14 protein-coding genes and 1 pseudogene are annotated in these 17,513 nt (G+C 43.1%); 10 read left to right on the forward strand and 5 right to left on the reverse strand.

What is annotated here, in order from left to right; genetic code table 11:
- Positions 1–10: 10 nt before the first annotated feature.
- The 4 genes from ACL9RM_RS04925 to ACL9RM_RS04940 form a co-directional block, all read right to left on the reverse strand.
- On the reverse strand, positions 11–661 hold the full coding sequence (locus ACL9RM_RS04925) for a 4Fe-4S dicluster domain-containing protein (RefSeq protein WP_061831772.1): 651 nt from the start codon (positions 659–661) through the stop codon (positions 11–13).
- Positions 658–2,820 (reverse strand): formate dehydrogenase subunit alpha, encoded by a 2,163-nt coding sequence (gene fdhF / locus ACL9RM_RS04930; RefSeq protein ID WP_250268686.1) that lies wholly within the window; start codon positions 2,818–2,820, stop codon positions 658–660. The genes ACL9RM_RS04925 and fdhF overlap by 4 nt, the downstream gene beginning before the upstream one ends.
- 127 nt (positions 2,821–2,947) lie before the next feature.
- A complete protein-coding gene (locus tag ACL9RM_RS04935; RefSeq protein ID WP_235309619.1) occupies positions 2,948–3,430 on the reverse strand; it encodes a DUF2294 domain-containing protein in 483 nt (160 codons plus the stop codon).
- A 579-nt stretch (positions 3,431–4,009) separates the two neighbouring features.
- Positions 4,010–4,435 carry a MaoC family dehydratase gene (locus tag ACL9RM_RS04940; protein WP_250268685.1) on the reverse strand — a complete coding sequence of 142 codons (426 nt, stop codon included), beginning with the start codon at positions 4,433–4,435 and terminating at the stop codon, positions 4,010–4,012.
- Between the two features lie 492 nt (positions 4,436–4,927).
- On the opposite strand from ACL9RM_RS04940, the gene ACL9RM_RS04945 reads away from it, so the two are divergent.
- The 5 genes and pseudogenes from ACL9RM_RS04945 to ACL9RM_RS04965 all read left to right on the forward strand — a co-directional run bounded on the left by ACL9RM_RS04945 (position 4,928) and on the right by ACL9RM_RS04965 (position 8,094).
- Positions 4,928–6,346 (forward strand): transcriptional regulator, encoded by a 1,419-nt coding sequence (locus ACL9RM_RS04945; protein ID WP_250268684.1) that lies wholly within the window; start codon positions 4,928–4,930, stop codon positions 6,344–6,346.
- A 251-nt stretch (positions 6,347–6,597) separates the two neighbouring features.
- On the forward strand, positions 6,598–6,732 hold the full coding sequence (locus ACL9RM_RS04950; RefSeq protein ID WP_269142004.1) for a hypothetical protein: 135 nt from the start codon (positions 6,598–6,600) through the stop codon (positions 6,730–6,732).
- Between the two features lie 80 nt (positions 6,733–6,812).
- Positions 6,813–7,118 carry a hypothetical protein gene (locus tag ACL9RM_RS04955; protein ID WP_155765222.1) on the forward strand — a complete coding sequence of 102 codons (306 nt, stop codon included), beginning with the start codon at positions 6,813–6,815 and terminating at the stop codon, positions 7,116–7,118.
- A 40-nt stretch (positions 7,119–7,158) separates the two neighbouring features.
- Positions 7,159–7,424 (forward strand): annotated as a pseudogene (locus ACL9RM_RS04960) (sporulation protein); the annotation flags it as partial.
- A gap of 376 nt (positions 7,425–7,800) precedes the next feature.
- Positions 7,801–8,094 carry a hypothetical protein gene (locus ACL9RM_RS04965; RefSeq protein WP_422759356.1) on the forward strand — a complete coding sequence of 98 codons (294 nt, stop codon included), beginning with the start codon at positions 7,801–7,803 and terminating at the stop codon, positions 8,092–8,094.
- Positions 8,095–8,632: 538 nt separating this feature from the next.
- On the opposite strand, the gene ACL9RM_RS04970 is transcribed toward ACL9RM_RS04965, so the two are convergent.
- Positions 8,633–10,108, reverse strand: a complete 1,476-nt coding sequence (locus ACL9RM_RS04970) for an FAD-binding protein (RefSeq protein WP_254328440.1) — start codon at positions 10,106–10,108, stop codon at positions 8,633–8,635.
- Positions 10,109–11,018: 910 nt separating this feature from the next.
- Here ACL9RM_RS04970 and leuC point away from each other — a divergent pair.
- From leuC to ACL9RM_RS04995, 5 genes are all read left to right on the forward strand, one after another.
- Positions 11,019–12,443 (forward strand): 3-isopropylmalate dehydratase large subunit, encoded by a 1,425-nt coding sequence (gene leuC, locus ACL9RM_RS04975; RefSeq protein ID WP_069289784.1) that lies wholly within the window; start codon positions 11,019–11,021, stop codon positions 12,441–12,443.
- A gap of 20 nt (positions 12,444–12,463) precedes the next feature.
- Positions 12,464–13,066 (forward strand): 3-isopropylmalate dehydratase small subunit, encoded by a 603-nt coding sequence (leuD, locus tag ACL9RM_RS04980; protein ID WP_250261147.1) that lies wholly within the window; start codon positions 12,464–12,466, stop codon positions 13,064–13,066.
- Positions 13,067–13,298: 232 nt separating this feature from the next.
- The gene (locus tag ACL9RM_RS04985) at positions 13,299–14,873 is read left to right on the forward strand and encodes an N-acetylmuramoyl-L-alanine amidase (RefSeq protein ID WP_250261148.1); all 1,575 of its coding nucleotides are present in this window, start codon (positions 13,299–13,301) and stop codon (positions 14,871–14,873) included.
- 294 nt (positions 14,874–15,167) lie between these two features.
- The gene (locus ACL9RM_RS04990; protein ID WP_250261149.1) at positions 15,168–16,667 is read left to right on the forward strand and encodes an N-acetylmuramoyl-L-alanine amidase family protein; all 1,500 of its coding nucleotides are present in this window, start codon (positions 15,168–15,170) and stop codon (positions 16,665–16,667) included.
- A gap of 45 nt (positions 16,668–16,712) precedes the next feature.
- A complete protein-coding gene (locus ACL9RM_RS04995) occupies positions 16,713–17,363 on the forward strand; it encodes a GerMN domain-containing protein (RefSeq protein ID WP_250261150.1) in 651 nt (216 codons plus the stop codon).
- Positions 17,364–17,513: the final 150 nt, after the last annotated feature.

Raw genomic sequence — 17,513 nt, forward strand, 5'->3', positions numbered from 1 at the left:
GATTTTGACCTTATAGGCGTGGGAAAAAGACTTCCCGCCGAGGCTCTGGAGGTGAGTCGGATATACCTTTGGCCAGCCGTAGGACATGATTCGGGCAGGCCTCTACACATGCAGGCTGTCCGTTCTCTGTTTCCGCGCACAGATCGCATTTGCTTGCCGCGGTGCGGGGAAGGGCGACTCGATTTGCACGGTGAGTCAGGCCGGACTGCGTTACAACGTGTCCTGCCCGGTAGACCGGAGACACCTCAATTGCCCCGAAGGGGCAGGCCAAAACACAGGAGGTACAGCCGATACATCGTTCCTCATCTATCATGACGACGCCGTCCTCCTGACGAATGGCCTGTACCGGACAGGCATGTGCGCAGGGGGCATTTTCGCAATGCCGGCATTGCACCGGCACATACATATCCCCTGTACGTACAACATACACCTTGGGTACAACAGGTACGCTGACGGTTCCGACCGAAGCTCCTATACCGTTAGCCTGACTGTGAACGGCGAAGCACGCCAGTTCACAGGCTTTGCAGCCGATGCACTGCCCGGCGTCTGCGACTACAAAAGAAGAAGCAACAGCGCTTGTTCTACTGGCTGCTCCCATTCTACTCGTCGAAGCTGACCGGTTATCTGTCGGACGGTGCATCATATTCCCTGTGCCGCTCATCTCGTCACCTTATCAGCCAAAACAGCTTCCTGGACGTTCATCTGTCTGCGAATCCGTTGGTACGATTCATGTACATCACGTTCGGCCTGCACTTGGTCGGCGATCCGTTCCAGACGGATGGCACAGTATTTTAATTCCGGGGTTTTGGATACCGGATCGAGAAAATCAGCGGTCAGCTCGTTACATGCTCCAACCCACCAGTGATAGGTCATGTAGGTCGCACCTTGTTGCACACGGTCACTGATTTGTGCCCGTGCCATGATGCGTCCCCGACGGGAGGATATGGCAACAATTTCGCCATCCAGAATATTCAGATCTGCTCCGTCTTCTGGGCTAATCTGAATAAAGCCAGGCTCATCAGACAACTGGCGCAGCGCGCGGCAATTGCCTGTCATAGTTCGCACGGAATAGTGACCTACCTCACGGACTGTGGACAAGACAAGCGGGTATTTTGCATCCGGTTGTTCTTGTGGCGGACGCCATTCGCAGGCGAATAATCTGCCTTTGCCACTAGGTGTCGAGAATTGATTTCCCTTATACAAATACGGTGTACCTGGATGATCCTCGGTAGGGCAAGGCCATTGGACGCCGCCTTGCTGCTCCATTTTTTGGTAGCTGGCACCCGAGAATAATGGGCTGAGGCTGCGCATTTCATCCCAAATTTCCTCTGTGTTTGCATAGGACATAGGGTAGCCCATGGCAGTAGCAACCTCGCTAATAATAGCCCAGTCTGGCTTAACATCACCCTGTGGCTCAACGGCTTTACGGATGCGCTGAAAGCCCCGATCTGCCGAAGAATATACACCGTCATGCTCGCCCCAGGCAGTAGAAGGGAGGATGACATCGGCGTGCAGCGCTGTTTTGTTCATGAAAATATCCTGAACCACGACAAATTCCAATTGGTCTAGGGCTTCACGCAACTCGGCGGCGTTCGGATCACTTTGTACAGGGTCCTCTCCGAAAATGTAATAAGCTTTGAGCTTGTTCTCCTTCAGGATGAGGTGCGGTACCTCTGTAAGTGGATAGCCTTTTTTACGCGGCAGCTCAACACCCCATGCTTTTTCAAACTTTTTGCGGACTGTGTTGTCTGTTACATCCTGATAGCCAGGATACACATTCGGCAAAGCGCCCATATCGCAGGAACCCTGTACATTGTTTTGTCCCCGTACTGGTCCGATACCGACATTCGGCTTGCCCAGATTTCCCGTCAACAGTGCAAGGGAAGCGAGCCCCTTTACCACATCAACGGCCTGTGAAAATTGACATACGCCCATTCCGTACAAAATTGTAGCGGTAGGGGCCTTTGCATATTCCCTCATAGCCGCCCGGATATCGGCCGCCTTGACCCCCGTAATGCCTTCCGCATATTCGGGAGTATATTTTTTAATGCTGTCTACGTATTGGGCAAAGCCTTCTGTGTTTGCTTCCACATATCGTTTGTCGTACAGTCCTTCATGCACAAGTACATGACCAAAAGCGTTCACCAAAGCCATGTTTGAACCGCCCTTTAGGGGTAGCCACATATTCGAAATACGAGCTGTTTCGGTCATGCGCGGATCGCATACAATAATCTTGGCGCCTCTTTGCTTGGCAGCTACAATGCGTCTTGCGACGATCGGATGTGTTTCGGGTGCATTATATCCAAACACGAAAATGAGATCAGAGTGTTCAATTTCAGGAATAGAGTTGGACATAGCTCCATCTCCGAGCGAGTAAGTCAAACCTGCCACAGAAGGGCCATGGCATACACGAGCGCAATGGTCAATATTGTTCGTGCCAATGACCGCCCGCATGAACTTTTGCATGACATAATTGGCTTCATTTCCCGGACCGCGTGCGGAGCCCGTTCCCATAATGGAGTCGGGTCCGTATTTTTCCTTAATTGCTGACAGCCGTTCGGCAGTATATTGAATGGCTTCCTTCCACTCCACTTCCTCCATAACTCCATTTTTGCGAATCATGGGCTTGCGCAAGCGTGCAGTCAGAATTTGTGGGTCATTCAAAAAATCCCATCCATAGTGTCCTTTCAGACACAACGTTCCTTCATTCGTACGACCACCAGCCGGCTCTGCGCCAATTACCTGTCCTTTTTCCACCAGCAAATGAAGCTGACAACCGCTCCCGCAGTAGGGACATACGGTCAATACCTTGTCTGCCATAAGTGCAGCACCTCTTTTATATGAAATAGATGAAACTCGTAACATAAAAAAAGCCAATACAAAAATGCCGCTTTACGCTGCATCCTGTACTGGCTTATCCGCGAGCGAGGAGACAAGCTCCTTCCCGCTAATCCAACCGGTGTATGTGTTGTAGTTCTAGAGAAATGATAATGTGTCCGTCTCCATGGACGGAGGGGCAGACCTCCCAAGTATAAGTGAAGGGACTGCCGAGTGTTTTTTCGGCTTCGTTCATAAACTCCTTTTCCAGATAGGGACGAAGGACGTTCCAATATTCCCTGACCTTGTCCTCGGCCCCTTCATGAACGAGAATTTCGGACAAATTAGACAATGTACCTCGAATTTCTACCGTAATCCGGAGCGGCGAATCCAGTGAAACCTTGACGTTGTCCGGTCCTTTTCCACGGTAGTGCTTGACAATACATACGGCCAACTTCCTGATGCGCTCACGGTATTCCAATTCGGTATTCAACATCTGGACACTCCGCTTCGAATCAAAATAAAGGCGTACTTGCCGCGCATGCCAGACAGCCTGTGTAGCTGGTTTTAGAACAAAATGTAACCGTCCCGACCCAAGTGGTCTGCCCAGCACGGCGTATCACCCTTCTATGGTAGAACAGGTTGACCCGGAAAGATGTGAAATTCATTACACTGAACCAAAAATTTACATAGATTAGACCACTCTTGAGTAGCTATACCTCTATGGTTTGTATGATGCTTCTCATTCCGTCGTATTGTTTGTACAGCTCCAATACAAAAGCAGTTGAATGACATACTATGGGCTGAGATTAGTAAATGGCATTCTCAAAGCCCTCTATACTGAAATAGCTCAGTGCGAATCTCAGAGATTTATAGTAAATTATTCATTTATATGATTTGCAATATCAATTTATTATTATTACATTGGACGGAAATGCTAGTCGAACTCCAGAAGGCATAGATATGTTATCCAAAATGGTGGTAAAGTATGGTTCAAGATGTAGAATCTATGCGATATTCAGTTTGTAGAAGGGCAACGTCAAGGTCGCCAAATGAAGACTTAGTAGGAATTACTGCAACGTGTGGCTGAACATGAAGCCGCAAGTCAAGCCACGCTAGAATAAAGAGAAGAGGTCCGTGCTAAAATGCATGGACCTCTTCAAACCTGTAATAATTGATTTTTTATGAAACTTTACTGTTTAACCAGAACGGATAAATCGCCTTCAAAAACTTGCTCCTCTTTCTTGTTGAAAGTCGACAGCAATACAGTAACGAGTCCTGTTCCATTCCTCATCTCTTTTACTCCAATCACTTCAACAATGGTGTACAATTCGTCGCCTGGATATACTGGTTTAATAAATTTAATATTATTCATAGCAGTTCCAGCAATAACCTCATCACCGTAACCGCCTGTTTCAACCCAAAGCTTAAAAGAAACAGCTAATGTTTGAATTCCTGAAGCGATAATTCCATTAAACCTGCCTTGTAATGCTTTCTCTTCATCTAAATGCATATATTGCGGGTCAAACTCCCTTGCAAATCTGGTAATATCCTCTTTAGTTAATTTTAAAGACTTGGTTTTAAATACTTGTCCGATATAAAATTCATGAAACAGCATTATTACACCTCTTGATTAAATTATTTGCTTATTTATAGAGTAGCATAATATCACCAATCAAGTTAAGCTGCCCGTTAGCTTAATGACGTATTGTCCGTCTACAACTTTATATTCACCGAACAATATTTCCCTTTAAAACTCGTAGCGTTATAGCAGCAAATTAATTTAAGATACAAGTATGAAAAGCCTCTGATAATTCAGCGGATTTTTGTAGTCCCACTCAGTAAGTAATCCTCCGTACTTTTGTACAGTCAGATCAATGTAAGTGTCTGTTTTTTGAAGGATTATATTTCCATTACCATAAGTCTCACTGGTAACAGTGGCAAGGTTATTTGACTTCAATGCAGAGTGACTCTTTGGAACTGCTTATTTTATATACTTCGACATTCGATGCAAATAAATAAAAATTATTGACAACTGTTAAATTATGGACAACAATAGAATGCAATAATATATAAATATTGGTACTTCTGTATGAAGGGTGGTTTATCTATGAAAGTTACACCCACGATTAGAGCAGAATTGGAACAATATCTAAAACAAGAAGGTTTGAGCATGATGGAGTTTGGGCATATAGCGGGCATGAATAGGGGGATAGTAAGTAGCATAGTGTCAGGCAATAAATCTATGTCTGTTAACCAGATAGATCGCATTACCGAGGCTATGGGTTTACCAGAAGGCTACTTTTACGACCTATTTATAGAAAACTACATCATCGACACCCCCCCGAATATGAGACGAATAGAGCCATTTTTGTATCGTTGTGCGGAATTGGACAAGCTGGATGCGATCCGTCGAGTGGTAGGAACCATTATGGACAACCTACTCTATTCGCCTAAACTATTTGATATGGCAGAAGTGCTATTAGCACAGGGACGACATGATGCTGCGTTGCTGTTCTATGAGGGTGTAGCTGAAACGGAGAAGTACCAACATTCTGAACGATTGGCGATCTGTCAGTATCGAATGTTCACGATTCAGGTTGGGGACGATCAAAGCCGCAATCTCAAGGCAGCTACGTTGTTCGAGCCTTACATTGAACGTCTGGATGAAATGGACCAACTTGACGCATTGAAGGATTTGGCTAATGTGTACAGGTCTTTGCGTAAGTGGGACAAGGTTGAGGAAATGGCAAGGCAAATGAGAGGGAAAGCTGAAGTACAATATTCCATAAAGCATCAGCAGAAGAATCGAAAGAACAGGGAGCATGATAAGGAAACCAGAAATCCGTTATTTGGATACATTGCTTACGCCGATTTGTTGTGTGCTAGTGTTTGTGAAGCCCAAGGCGATTATCAACAAGCCCTACTATATACATACGCCTATGCGAATTTAGATTGGGTCAAAGAGACTGATGAAGATACTCAACACTGGGTAAACTTGTTCAGTCAGTGGGCAGAAGGTAACACGTACGTCAATAAACTCCTGTCTGGAGATGTTAGCGTGCTGCCAGACTATGTTGAATATATAGCGGCAACATCAACCGCTAACGAAAATGAGAAACTCTCAAAGCTGTTGAACGTTATGATAGCGGCTAACCGATATGAAATAGATGTGGATGATGTCCTTTCACGTTTTGAAACGAATATTAATTCATTTGCTCAACTCCCAACATCATCTGATATATATACCCAACAAGTAATACCAGACTATTTCGCATGGTTTGCTTACGAAATGGCTCATTATTATTTACATCGGGTGAAATACAGTGATGGCTTTAAATACTTGATGTATGCAATGGCAAAGTCACATATAATAACTAATGAAACAAACTTTATAAATTGTATTGGTCTGTTTATGCGTTTTCAAGTCCATGCGACTCCTGAAATCAAAACAGAGTTCTCCAATCTAATTGAAAAGGTGTGGTTAAGTAATGTTGAAAAAAATGGCATTGTTAATTGTTGCGAGTAGCTTTTTGTTTTTTATAACTGTACCCGCTCACAATCATGAGCAGCTTATTCAGACCCTTGTACAAATTGGGGGATTCTAAAGCAAAAGAAAGCTCTGCCGACCATAAGGTTAGCAGAGCTTTCTTTAGTGCAGGAATTACCACAGAATTCACCGATGTAGTTTGAATTTAAAGTAGATATGAAAAGAACTACCAGATTGTAGTCGGAAGTCTCTTTCAGGTAGACCAAATCAAAAAAATAGGAGGGGAATTTATGAAGAAAAGAATATTTCTTTTCTCGATTTTATCTTTAGCTATAGCAACTACGATAGGGGTTGCTTCAGCTTCAGCAAGTACAACTAGCGAAAATACCATAATTTCTCAAAGATCGGGTGGAAGCGCAACTTAATTGGTTTGTGGGAATTTCTTTATTATCGAGCAGTTTGAATTTAGAGTAGATGTAAAGATGGGCTCGGCTGGATTGATTTTGTGGGTTCTTTTTCCACAGGAACAGGCTTTGCAAATGCAAGTAGTGACGTAGCTAATCCAAAAGGTGTTGTAACTCCACAAGCTTACACAGAGCATGTCATTAATTATGTAAGAAACAATCAATTTAAAACTTGGGCAAATGATTGGGAAGACTATGCAGCTACAGAAGTAGGTTATAAGGACTTGAACTTCCTAAACGGGTATAGGCTCGATTCTATCTCTATTAGTTATACCGACTCCACATGCGAATTATTAGCAGGATGCACCCGTTACAAAATTCAAACTTATAATTATTCCACATATTAATAGATCATCGGTAGCAAGCCAATAAGCAGTAGCTGAGTATACACTGGAGTTTCCGAGTTCGTGCTATCCAGAAATGGGAGCACACATCAAAGATGCTATAGCAGTCGGCCATTCTGACGTATGTACTATTGACCGGGACGGAGCTGAAGAAACTCGCAAGAGTCTTTAAAAGATGTTCCTACAAAAAAGTGATTTGACCGCGACGAGTGACCGTTGGCGATGTGCGCTGAAGGTGGCGCAGGTGTTGATATCCGATACATAACCCTTAGTGACAACAGGGGAGCAGGATCTTGGGTAAGTCATTAATTAAATAAGTATAATGATGGTACAAAGGTGAGTTTTATTGTGAAATAAGGATGAGAGACGCTACTGGTTATCAGCCGATTTCAAATACAACTGCTGCTTGGCAAAGATATGACTTTCCTAAACCCGAAGTTATTGAGCAATATGTTATATACCCACAGACACGGCAACTGACCGTGCCCCTAAAAATTGGACTTTCGAAGGCTCAAATGATGGGATGACTTGGAACGTGCTAGACACCCAGTCAAATATCACTGGATGGGTAAATAGCACTCCCAAAAAATTCACTTTTTCTAATTCTAATTCATACAAGGATTATAGAATTAATATTACAGGCAATAATGGAAGTCAGTATCTAGCTCTTAGCGAATTAGAGATGATGTCTAAAGTGTCGAGCTCCACTCCTAATCCAGGAACAGAGGAACCAACTCCAAACGGGGATCGTGCAATTCTGGTAGTCACCATGACAACTTGCTTAGAGAAGGAATTTGATTTGAGTATGCAAGAGGTCAATGACTTCGTTGCATGGTATGAGGCTAAACAAGCAGGTTCTGGATCGGCTTCATACGCCATAAACAAGCACGATAACAATAAAGGCCCATTCAGCAGCCGTAAGGATTATATGCTGTTTGATCGTATCCTAACATTTGAAGTAAGTGAGTACTCTAAATAAATCAAAAAGCTCAGGACCTTAATGGGTCGGCTGAGCTTTTTTTGTTAAGAAGCCCTTCCTTTAATCAAGACCTCGCATAGCCTATGGAGTAGGAGTACCCTAAAATAAAGGAGGCGTTACGTGTGGGGGAAATGAAAAGAGACTACGAGGGAATCACCGGAAGAGTTTGGACATCGATAGCTGCTGTCTTGGCACTGTTCATATTGCTGGTAATCATCTTGAAATTAATTCATTTATAAAGATTCTTAAGCTCCACCGAGGGATTTAATTTCTAAAGCATAGCCCCATTAGTTCCTGAGGAACCTATAAGGTTCGCCGTTTGGCCCATTCCCGACCTTAAAGAAGTTGGTGAAACAACGTTTTAGACACACAAAAGGAACCTCAGCGGCTTTTCCGGAGAAGGTAGGGTAATACCCCTTAACGAAGCCTGATCCACGTCGGAGCAGCTGAAATAAAGTAGACTGATTCATGAAGGTCGCCTCTTTTTGGAATGGTTGGTTTGTGCTTACCATTAGCTGAAAAGGCGACTCTTTTTATCCTATTTTTGGTTAATCAACAAGCCTGACTTTGCTTCAATATCTTCTATAATTTCCAGTGCAACAAAATATCCGAAAAATAATGTTAAAATATCCTCGTATCGTTTTCCTGATCCTCTTGCTCTACTTAATAATATATTTTGACTTTCTTGTATTTTCTTTTTATGGAATGATAGAGAAACAACGGATGAATTGGAAGCGATCAAATCCATCATTAGAATTGACAACTTTTTCTGAAACTCTTCAATCGGAAAGTCATTATTTTCTTTCGAATACAGCTGCATCGTTTCAGGTGGATCTTTAAATGAAGTTTGATATTGAGTATTGAAAACACCTTCATTAGCTATTTTGTCAACAATTAATTTACCAAAAACGATCCCTGATGCGAATGCTTGCCCAGGAATTCTTCCTATACCAAGATCACCATTAAATTGAGCTTCTCCAGTAGCAAAAACACGATTCAAGTTTATAGCCTCAGCATTAGCATTGATTTCGATTCCTCCTGAAGAATAGTGCATCGTTGGTGTAATTTTAATTCTTTTATTTTTAACTACTTTAGGACTAAATCCATATGTTTTGAATTTTTCATTTAATACATTTTCATCAGCATGGCTCATATCCAAGTACATGTCCTTTTTTTGTTTGATGCACTCTAGTTGGAATTTTAAAATCTCATCAATCATTTCGTGGTAATCATCCCGAGCAATTGCATCACAAATATACTCATCTTCTAATAATTGAACTCCTTCCTCATCTATTATTTTCCCTTGACTCAAAGATACAACCCCGCCCAATAAAATTTGTCTTCCGTTATATATAGACCAAGGATGACACATTACTGTAGACATTCCCTTTAATCTCGCACCTATTTTCTTAGCTAAGATTAGCGTTTCACCAGTTGAACCGGGCGAATTATCATTGAAACAGAATTGTCCTGCATATCCCCCCGTAGCTAATACCAAATAATTAGTATATATTCTGATAAATTGATCTGATTGTGTGTCATAAAATATTGCGATAATTCCGTGATCGTACTTTTCCAAATGTATCAAAATTTTATTACACATCGGTTGTTCAATATGTTGTAGTAAACAATTGATTAATTTCTTTCCCCCATGTGATTTAATCATACATTCAGGCATGATACCAAAGGATGTTTTCTCATAAGAAATACCCAATTCTTCGAAGAAATTTATAATTATGTTGGAATTCCTATATAGCGATTCAATTACGGATCGATCTGCTCCACATTTATCAATAGTAAGATTAATAATATGATTAATTTCATTCTCTGAGGGAACACGTGTATTTGCTGCTGAAAGAAAGGAGTTGCTTTGTTTGGGTGCACTCTTTTTTGTTACAATCGTGTACTTGATATTTTTTTTTGACAAATAATAAGCAGCAGTAAGTCCTGAGATCCCCGTACCGACAATCAAAATTGGAGTGTAGTGTTCAACGGATATTCCATTTTGTTTCATCATTCCAACTCCTTTTTAGGATGTGAATGTTTTCTTCGGCTGAATCTCGTAGTCGGTTTTCTATTTTTTTGCAACAAAACGCATCAGGAGGATATTTATAAAATTCTTGCTTTCTTGTTAATTACCTGTGATTTATATCAAATTATATAACTGTATTTCGTTTTATACTTTATATAGTTATTAAGAGCTAACAAAATCAAATACAAACAGTTTTGCAAAAGTAGAGGAAAAAAAGAACCATTAAAGCAATTGCTAAGATGATTCTTATTACGAGTTACAATATCCTTGTTACCGACGAAGAATGGAATCTAAACAAAATATTTTCCTGATTGTACAAGTTTATTCCTTATTTTGTCAACAATATCTGAGAATATATAACTGATTCAGCTTTCACAGTATGAATATTCACACAAATTCTTAATGTAATAACTAGCGTACCTTAGAAAGGGCCACAGAGTTCTCGTATTCATCCATTTGTATAACCCTTTTTTTAACCTTCGACTTTTAGTCGAAGGTTCAGAGTGTCGAGAAAGTCCAGAGGACTTTTCGACACTTCTATTTTTATATGGGGAGACGCATCTTTTAAAACAAAAATCGATTTAAAACGATCTGAGGCCCCTAGTTTTTAGACCACTAAGACAGTTTTAAACCCCCTGCAAAAAAACAGGGGGTTTCTCGACAGCCTGAACCTTCGACTTTTAGTCGAAGGTTTTTACTAATTAAGAGCTGATAGAGAAACAGTGCAATGAACCGCCTATATTCACCTTCTCCAGCCTTATAGCCTTAACCTATCACTTCTATAGATATCATATCTTAGACCAATCAAACATCCCGTGGTATATTGTTGACATTCAAGAGAGAGCCGTTAGCTTCTCTCCACTAGGTTCGAAAAACACAGGGGTGAATAATGATGAGTAAAAAGACCATGTTCGAGAAAATTTGGGATAACCATGTCATCTATCAGGAAGCGGGTAAGCCGAGTATTTTGTACATTGATCTTCACCTCGTACATGAGGTAACATCGCCACAGGCGTTTGAAGGATTACGTCTTAGCGGCCGTCAGGTGCGTCGTCCAGAGCTTACGTTTGCAACGATGGACCATAACGTACCGACTAAGGACCGTTACAATATTACGGACCCGATTTCCAAGCAGCAGATCGATACATTAACTCAAAATTGCCGTGATTTCGGTGTCACACTGTATGATCTGGATACGGTTGATCAAGGTGTCGTTCACGTTATGGGACCTGAACTTGGTCTGACTCATCCGGGCAAAACGATTGTTTGTGGTGATAGCCATACCTCCACACATGGGGCGTTCGGAGCGCTCGCTTTTGGTATCGGAACCAGTGAGGTAGAGCACGTAATGGCAACACAATGTCTCCAGCAAGCCAAAGCCAAAACGATGGAAGTTCGCTTTGTAGGCCGCCGCAAACCTGGGGTGACAGCAAAAGACATGATTTTGGGTGTCATCGCCAAATACGGTACAGATTTCGCTACAGGTTATGTTATTGAGTACACAGGTGAATCTATCCGCGAATTGAGCATGGAAGAGCGCATGACTGTGTGTAACATGTCCATTGAAGGCGGAGCCAGAGCAGGAATGATTGCACCGGACGAAACCACCTTCAACTACTTGCGTGGACGTCAACATGTAGCACAAGGAGCTGCTTTTGAGCAAGCGGTTGCTGAGTGGAAAGAGCTTGTCACAGATGAAGGTGCTGAGTTTGATGTCGTGCTGGAGTTTGACGTAGATGCTTTGATTCCGCAAGTAACCTGGGGCACTAGCCCGGGAATGGGTACAGATATTTCCTCAACCGTACCGATTCCGGCAGAACTGCCAACCGAAAACGAACGTAAAGCGGCTGAAAAAGCGCTTGAATATATGGATTTGAAGCCAGGTACTCCGATCACGGATATTGCGATTGATTATGTGTTTATCGGCTCCTGCACCAACGGGCGAATTGAAGATTTGCGTGCAGCCGCTGAGGTTGCCAAAGGTTACAAGGTTTCTGACAAAGTAACGGCCATCGTCGTACCAGGTTCGGGTCGTGTGAAAATTCAGGCTGAAGAAGAAGGACTGGACGTCATTTTTAAAGAAGCAGGATTTGAGTGGCGTGAAGCGGGATGCAGTATGTGTCTTGCGATGAATCCAGACGTACTGCAACCGGGACAGCGTTGTGCTTCGACTTCTAATCGTAACTTTGAAGGTCGTCAGGGACGCGGAGGACGGACTCATCTGGTATCTCCAGCAATGGCAGCCGCTGCGGCGATTCATGGACATTTTGTTGATGTACGGGATTGGAAATTCAAGCAGGAAGAAGTAGTCCGCTAGGATACAGAGGAGGAATTACGATGGAAGCTTTCACAACATTAAAAGGAATTGTAGCCCCTGTGGATCGGGTGAACGTGGACACAGATGCTATCATTCCTAAGCAGTTTCTGAAACGAATTGAACGTACGGGCTTTGGACAGTTTCTGTTCTACGAGTGGCGGTTTGATGAAGCGGGCAATATCAATCCTGAATTTGAACCCAACAAGCCTCGTTATGCAGGAGCGTCTGTGCTGATCTCTCGCGCTAACTTTGGCTGCGGCTCCTCACGTGAGCATGCGCCCTGGGCGATTATGGACTATGGTTTTCGTTGCGTAATTGCGCCGTCTTATGCGGATATCTTCTATAATAACTGTTTCAAAAACGGTATATTGCCGATCAAGCTATCTGAAGAGCAAGTAGAGGAATTGTTTCAGCGTACGGCGCAGCATGATAACTACCAATTGAACGTAGACCTGAATGAAAAAACAATCACTGACGACTATGGTCTGAAAATTGAATTCGATCTGGATGAACATCGCCGTCAATTCTTGCTACAAGGCTTGGACGATATTGGCCTGACACTCCAGCATGAATCTGAAATTCTGGCGTATGAACAAAGACGCGCTGCGAAACAAGGCGTATAATCATATTTCCCAGTTCAGTATCAATACGAAGCCATATAGCTTGCTCATTTGTTAGACAGAAAGCCCGTACTGGCAATTTTTTTGCCTGCGGGCTTTTATTATGCTCAAACAATAAATTGGAAAATAAGGGGTTGACGGTTCGACTCAGCATGGTATTGTAAATGTAAATTGGTTGAAGGACTGTGTCTGTGAGAAATACCAAAAAATACATATATAAGTTAGGGGAATGAGGATGAAGAAATATGGTTGGGTGATACTAGCGGCTATCTTGATTTGGTTATGGCCGTCCTCCCCTCATGTGAATGCGGCTGGAGCAGATTTGTTTTTGGATGGCAAAAGAGTGGAAGCGCCTGCGGATGCCAAACCTGAAATGGTCAATGGAAAAATCATGGTACCGCTCCGGGTGGTTGGGGAGCAGCTGGGGTATCAGTTCAAGTGGGAACCACAAGCCTATAAAATCTCAATCCAAAAAAACAGTACCGATATGTCTATGTATGTAGGCCGTACATCGGCTGATGTGAATGGAAAAACAGTAAGTCTGGATGCGCCTCCTGTACTTCGGGGCAATTCGACCATGGTTCCATTGCGTTTTGTTGGGGAGCAAATGGGGCTGAAAGTAGATTGGAATAATAAAAGTAAATCCGTAAATCTCAGTCAAAAGGCTGCAATTCAACAAGCGAATAAACAGTCTCAATCCCAACCATCGTCGCAAACGTCAACACAGAGTACAACTAGCACCAATAAAACGTCTTCAGCAACAGCGACGACAATAACCCCAGTTGAAGCAGACAAGCATACTGAAGCTACATCTTCACCATCCAAGCAGCAGAATACAGAACAGACCGCAGCGAATGCGTTGCTTGTACAAAATATTACTTTTGAGGGTGAAACGTTAAAGATTTTTTTGAACAAAGATGTTACCCCTAAAGTATCCAAAATGACGGGGTATGATCGTATTGTTGTAGATTTACCAGAAGCTTCAATGACGACTGATTTTCTTCAGCCATTCCCGATTCGTAGCGATGGTACGCGGGCGCTGACGAATAGTAACAGTGAGGATGTGCAGGAAATTAGATTTGCTCCGACAGATGGACCGAATGGGGGCGTACGCATTGTCATTGCTTTAAATCAAGCACGTGATTACGATCTATCAACCAATGGCCTAGGCGATATCACCCTTCAATTGCGTGAGCATAGTGTGAATCCAGTAGCGGTAACACCAACGAATGTCGAAGGACGGCGAATCGTCGTCATTGATCCCGGACATGGTGGCAAAGACCCTGGAGCAGGTAGTGTGACTGGGCGACATGAAAAGGAATTTACATTGGCGGTAGCGTTAAAAGTCGAGCAGCTTCTGCAAAATGATCCTGACATTCAAATCGTATTGACTCGCAATGGAGATACGTATCCCACGTTGGATGAACGACCACAACTCGCTAATAGTCAGCAGGCAAGCGTGTTTGTATCTATTCATGGTAATAGTATGCAAGCTTCAGATAAAGGAAAAACCAATGGCTCTGAAACCTATTATGCACGTCAGGACAGTTTGGCACTGGCAAAGACGATGCATAAATATCTTGTAGCGGCTACCGGATTTAAGGATAATGGCATCAGGGTGGCAAACCATGCAGTGACGAGAAAATCACAAATGCCTGCTGTATTGCTGGAATGTGGCTACCTTAGTAATCTGTCCAATGAAGCAGCCATGTTTTCAGAAGAAACACAGGAGAAGATTGCCGAAGGTATTGTCGATGGGTTGAAGGAGTATCTTGGAACGGGCACAGGAGCAACTGAATCACTTAACTAAGGATGTTAGCAATAAAAGCTACTTTCCACCTTTTAATGAAAATTCATGGGGGTGAAAAGTAGCTTTTTTAGTTTTTTTAGCTGTGACTTTTGACGGAAAACGAATGATCTATATTTTTAGTCAAAATTCGACAAAAATAGTTCTTTGGCACGTATATTTCTGTTATGATGGAATATATTCGCAACTTTTGGTGTGAGATAACGTCTAAAAGGTTGTCTGATATTACATAAGCGCGTATATCAGGTCGCCGCACCGGAGCATGTGGCAAAAAAATTATGAATGGAAGGGTGACGAATGAAGAAATTTGGTTTTTTGTTGTTATTATTTGTCTTCATGTGGGCGGTTCCGGGTTATGGACATGCGGCTTCGAGTGGAACACAAATCTATCTCGACGATCAACAGTTAAGTGTCCCTAGTGGTGCTAAGGCACAAGTAATTGGCGGAAGTACAATGGTTCCGCTACGCGTAATTTCTGAAAATTTGGGATATGACGTGACATGGAAGCAGCAGGCGCGAACCATAACGATTGAGAAGGACAGTACCTCGATCCGAATGATAATCGGAAGTAAGACGGCGACTGTCAATGGAAGCGACATTAGTCTGGATGCTTCGCCTCTGCTGCGTTCCAATTATGCCCTTGTACCGCTTCGTTTTATCGGCGAGCAAATGGGACTGGACGTAAAATGGGACAGCAGCTCCAAGTCCGTAAAATTATATACCCGCAGTAGCGGGTCTGGAAACGGGGAATTTACACCTCCCAAGTCTGGAAATAACAGTACAGGTACTGGAAGTGTTACTGCGCCAACGAATAATGCGAACTCAGGTGTTACACAGGTGCAGGGAGTTAGTTTCAGCCAAAACCGTTTAACCATCACAACAGCCAGTGCCGTCAAGCCGAAAGCGTTTACGATGACAGGCCCTGATCGGGTAGTGGTGGATTTGCCAGCGACTGCGTTTGCTGACAATTTTGGAGACCAGCAGAAGCTGGATAGCAACTTAAATGGTTCGTTGGACATTGAGAATGAAGCGGATGTGTCCGGTATCCGGTATGCTTTGTTCCAAAAGGAACCTTCAACGGTGCGCGTTGTTATTGATTTAAAACATGCCATGAATTATACCGCATATAATGATGGATCGAATCGTGTTATCGTCGATTTGGCTTCCAAGGATTCAGTGAATACCACGCCAGATGCAACGTTACCAGATGGCTCACAGCCGGAAGACACGCAGACATCACCAACTAACAGCAATGGTAAAAAAGTCGTTGTTATTGATGCTGGTCATGGAGCAAAAGATTCAGGTGCAGTTGGTGTTTCGAGAAAAAATTATGAAAAGACCTTCAACCTGGCTATGGCTCTGAAAGTAGAAAGCATATTAAAGCAGAACTCCAATCTTGAGGTTGTGCTGACACGCAGTGATGATACATTCTTGGAGCTTAAACAGCGCGTAAAAGTAGCTGAAAACCTTAATGCTAACGTGTTCGTGTCCATTCATGCTAACAGCAGCGGTAGCTCAGCTTCCAACGGTACAGAGACGTATTACCAGCGTAGTGCAAGCAAAGCGTTCGCTAACGTTATGCATAAGTACTTTGCTCCTGCGACGGGTCTGACAGACCGAGGCATTCGTTATGGCAATTTCCATGTAATTCGGGAAACGACTATGCCAGCCGTATTGCTTGAAGTAGGATATCTGAGTAATGCAAAAGAGGAAGCCACACTGTTTGATGAAGATTTCCAAAATCGGGTAGCTCAAGGGATTGCAGATGGAATCACAGAGTATCTCGACGTAAAATAAATCTTCAACAAATCGCTTGTCAACGTCAAGCAAGGAGGGGGACATATGAACAAGAAAATCGTAATTGCAGGCCTGCTGGCATTGTTCGCCATTGCAGGTGCAGGGTGTGCCTCTAAGCAAACATCGGCTCCTGCGACTCCATCTCAGCAAACACAAACTTCTAATGCACAAAATAGTACACCTGAACAGACGACCCCTGATCCATCGGCTCAGTCTGCTGAGAATAACGGGGCGAGTCAAACACCTGGATCTCCGTCAACAGAGCCTACAAAGACCAAGACGGACACGGAAAATTCAGGAGATCGACAAACAAAGCAGATTACGGTGTACTATACGGATACACAAGAGAACGGCTTGAAAGAACAGAAAAAGGAAATTACCTATCCAAGCGAGCTGGAAAAATTGCAAAAAGCGTTTGAAGCTCTGCAAAAGAGTGGGGATTCTGCTCTAATCCCGTTGTGGTCCGAGAAAATTTCCGTGCATAAGATCAAATTGGATAACGGTGCATTGACTATTGATATTTCCCTGCCGGACGAGGCTCGATTGGGAGCTGGCGGCGAGGAATTGGCTATCGATGCCTTGAAGAAAACGATGTTCCAATTCAAGGAAGTCAAAACGCTGGATTTGCTCGTAGATGGGCAATCTCTGGAGTCCTTAATGGGACATGTAGATTTGGATCATCCCATGAGCCGCTAACTGATCAGACGGTATGAAAATTTCTTGGGGATTTACACACTTTTCACGTGCAATCTGTGACAGATAATGATAATATAGGAGTGTATTTCTCGCCTATGCAGGCAGTCATGCACAAATAGTATTCGTTTCTTTCCGGATGATTATTTAGAG

The sequence above is a fragment of the Paenibacillus sp. S29 genome (assembly GCF_049319765.1).
Taxonomy (GTDB): Bacteria; Bacillota; Bacilli; order Paenibacillales; family Paenibacillaceae; genus Paenibacillus; species Paenibacillus polymyxa_B.

Bases quoted from the DNA above. Each gene is read 5' to 3' on its own strand.
- ACL9RM_RS04925 (WP_061831772.1), bottom strand. From the start codon at position 661: ATGAGCGGCACAGGGAATATGATGCACCGTCCGACAGATAACCGGTCA.
- fdhF (WP_250268686.1), bottom strand. From the start codon at position 2,820: ATGGCAGACAAGGTATTGACCGTATGTCCCTACTGCGGGAGCGGTTGT.
- ACL9RM_RS04940 (WP_250268685.1), bottom strand. From the start codon at position 4,435: ATGCTGTTTCATGAATTTTATATCGGACAAGTATTTAAAACCAAGTCT.
- ACL9RM_RS04945 (WP_250268684.1), top strand. From the start codon at position 4,928: ATGAAAGTTACACCCACGATTAGAGCAGAATTGGAACAATATCTAAAA.
- ACL9RM_RS04950 (WP_269142004.1), top strand. From the start codon at position 6,598: ATGAAGAAAAGAATATTTCTTTTCTCGATTTTATCTTTAGCTATAGCA.
- ACL9RM_RS04965 (WP_422759356.1), top strand. From the start codon at position 7,801: ATGTCTAAAGTGTCGAGCTCCACTCCTAATCCAGGAACAGAGGAACCA.
- ACL9RM_RS04970 (WP_254328440.1), bottom strand. From the start codon at position 10,108: ATGAAACAAAATGGAATATCCGTTGAACACTACACTCCAATTTTGATT.
- leuC (WP_069289784.1), top strand. From the start codon at position 11,019: ATGAGTAAAAAGACCATGTTCGAGAAAATTTGGGATAACCATGTCATC.
- leuD (WP_250261147.1), top strand. From the start codon at position 12,464: ATGGAAGCTTTCACAACATTAAAAGGAATTGTAGCCCCTGTGGATCGG.
- ACL9RM_RS04985 (WP_250261148.1), top strand. From the start codon at position 13,299: ATGAAGAAATATGGTTGGGTGATACTAGCGGCTATCTTGATTTGGTTA.
- ACL9RM_RS04990 (WP_250261149.1), top strand. From the start codon at position 15,168: ATGAAGAAATTTGGTTTTTTGTTGTTATTATTTGTCTTCATGTGGGCG.
- ACL9RM_RS04995 (WP_250261150.1), top strand. From the start codon at position 16,713: ATGAACAAGAAAATCGTAATTGCAGGCCTGCTGGCATTGTTCGCCATT.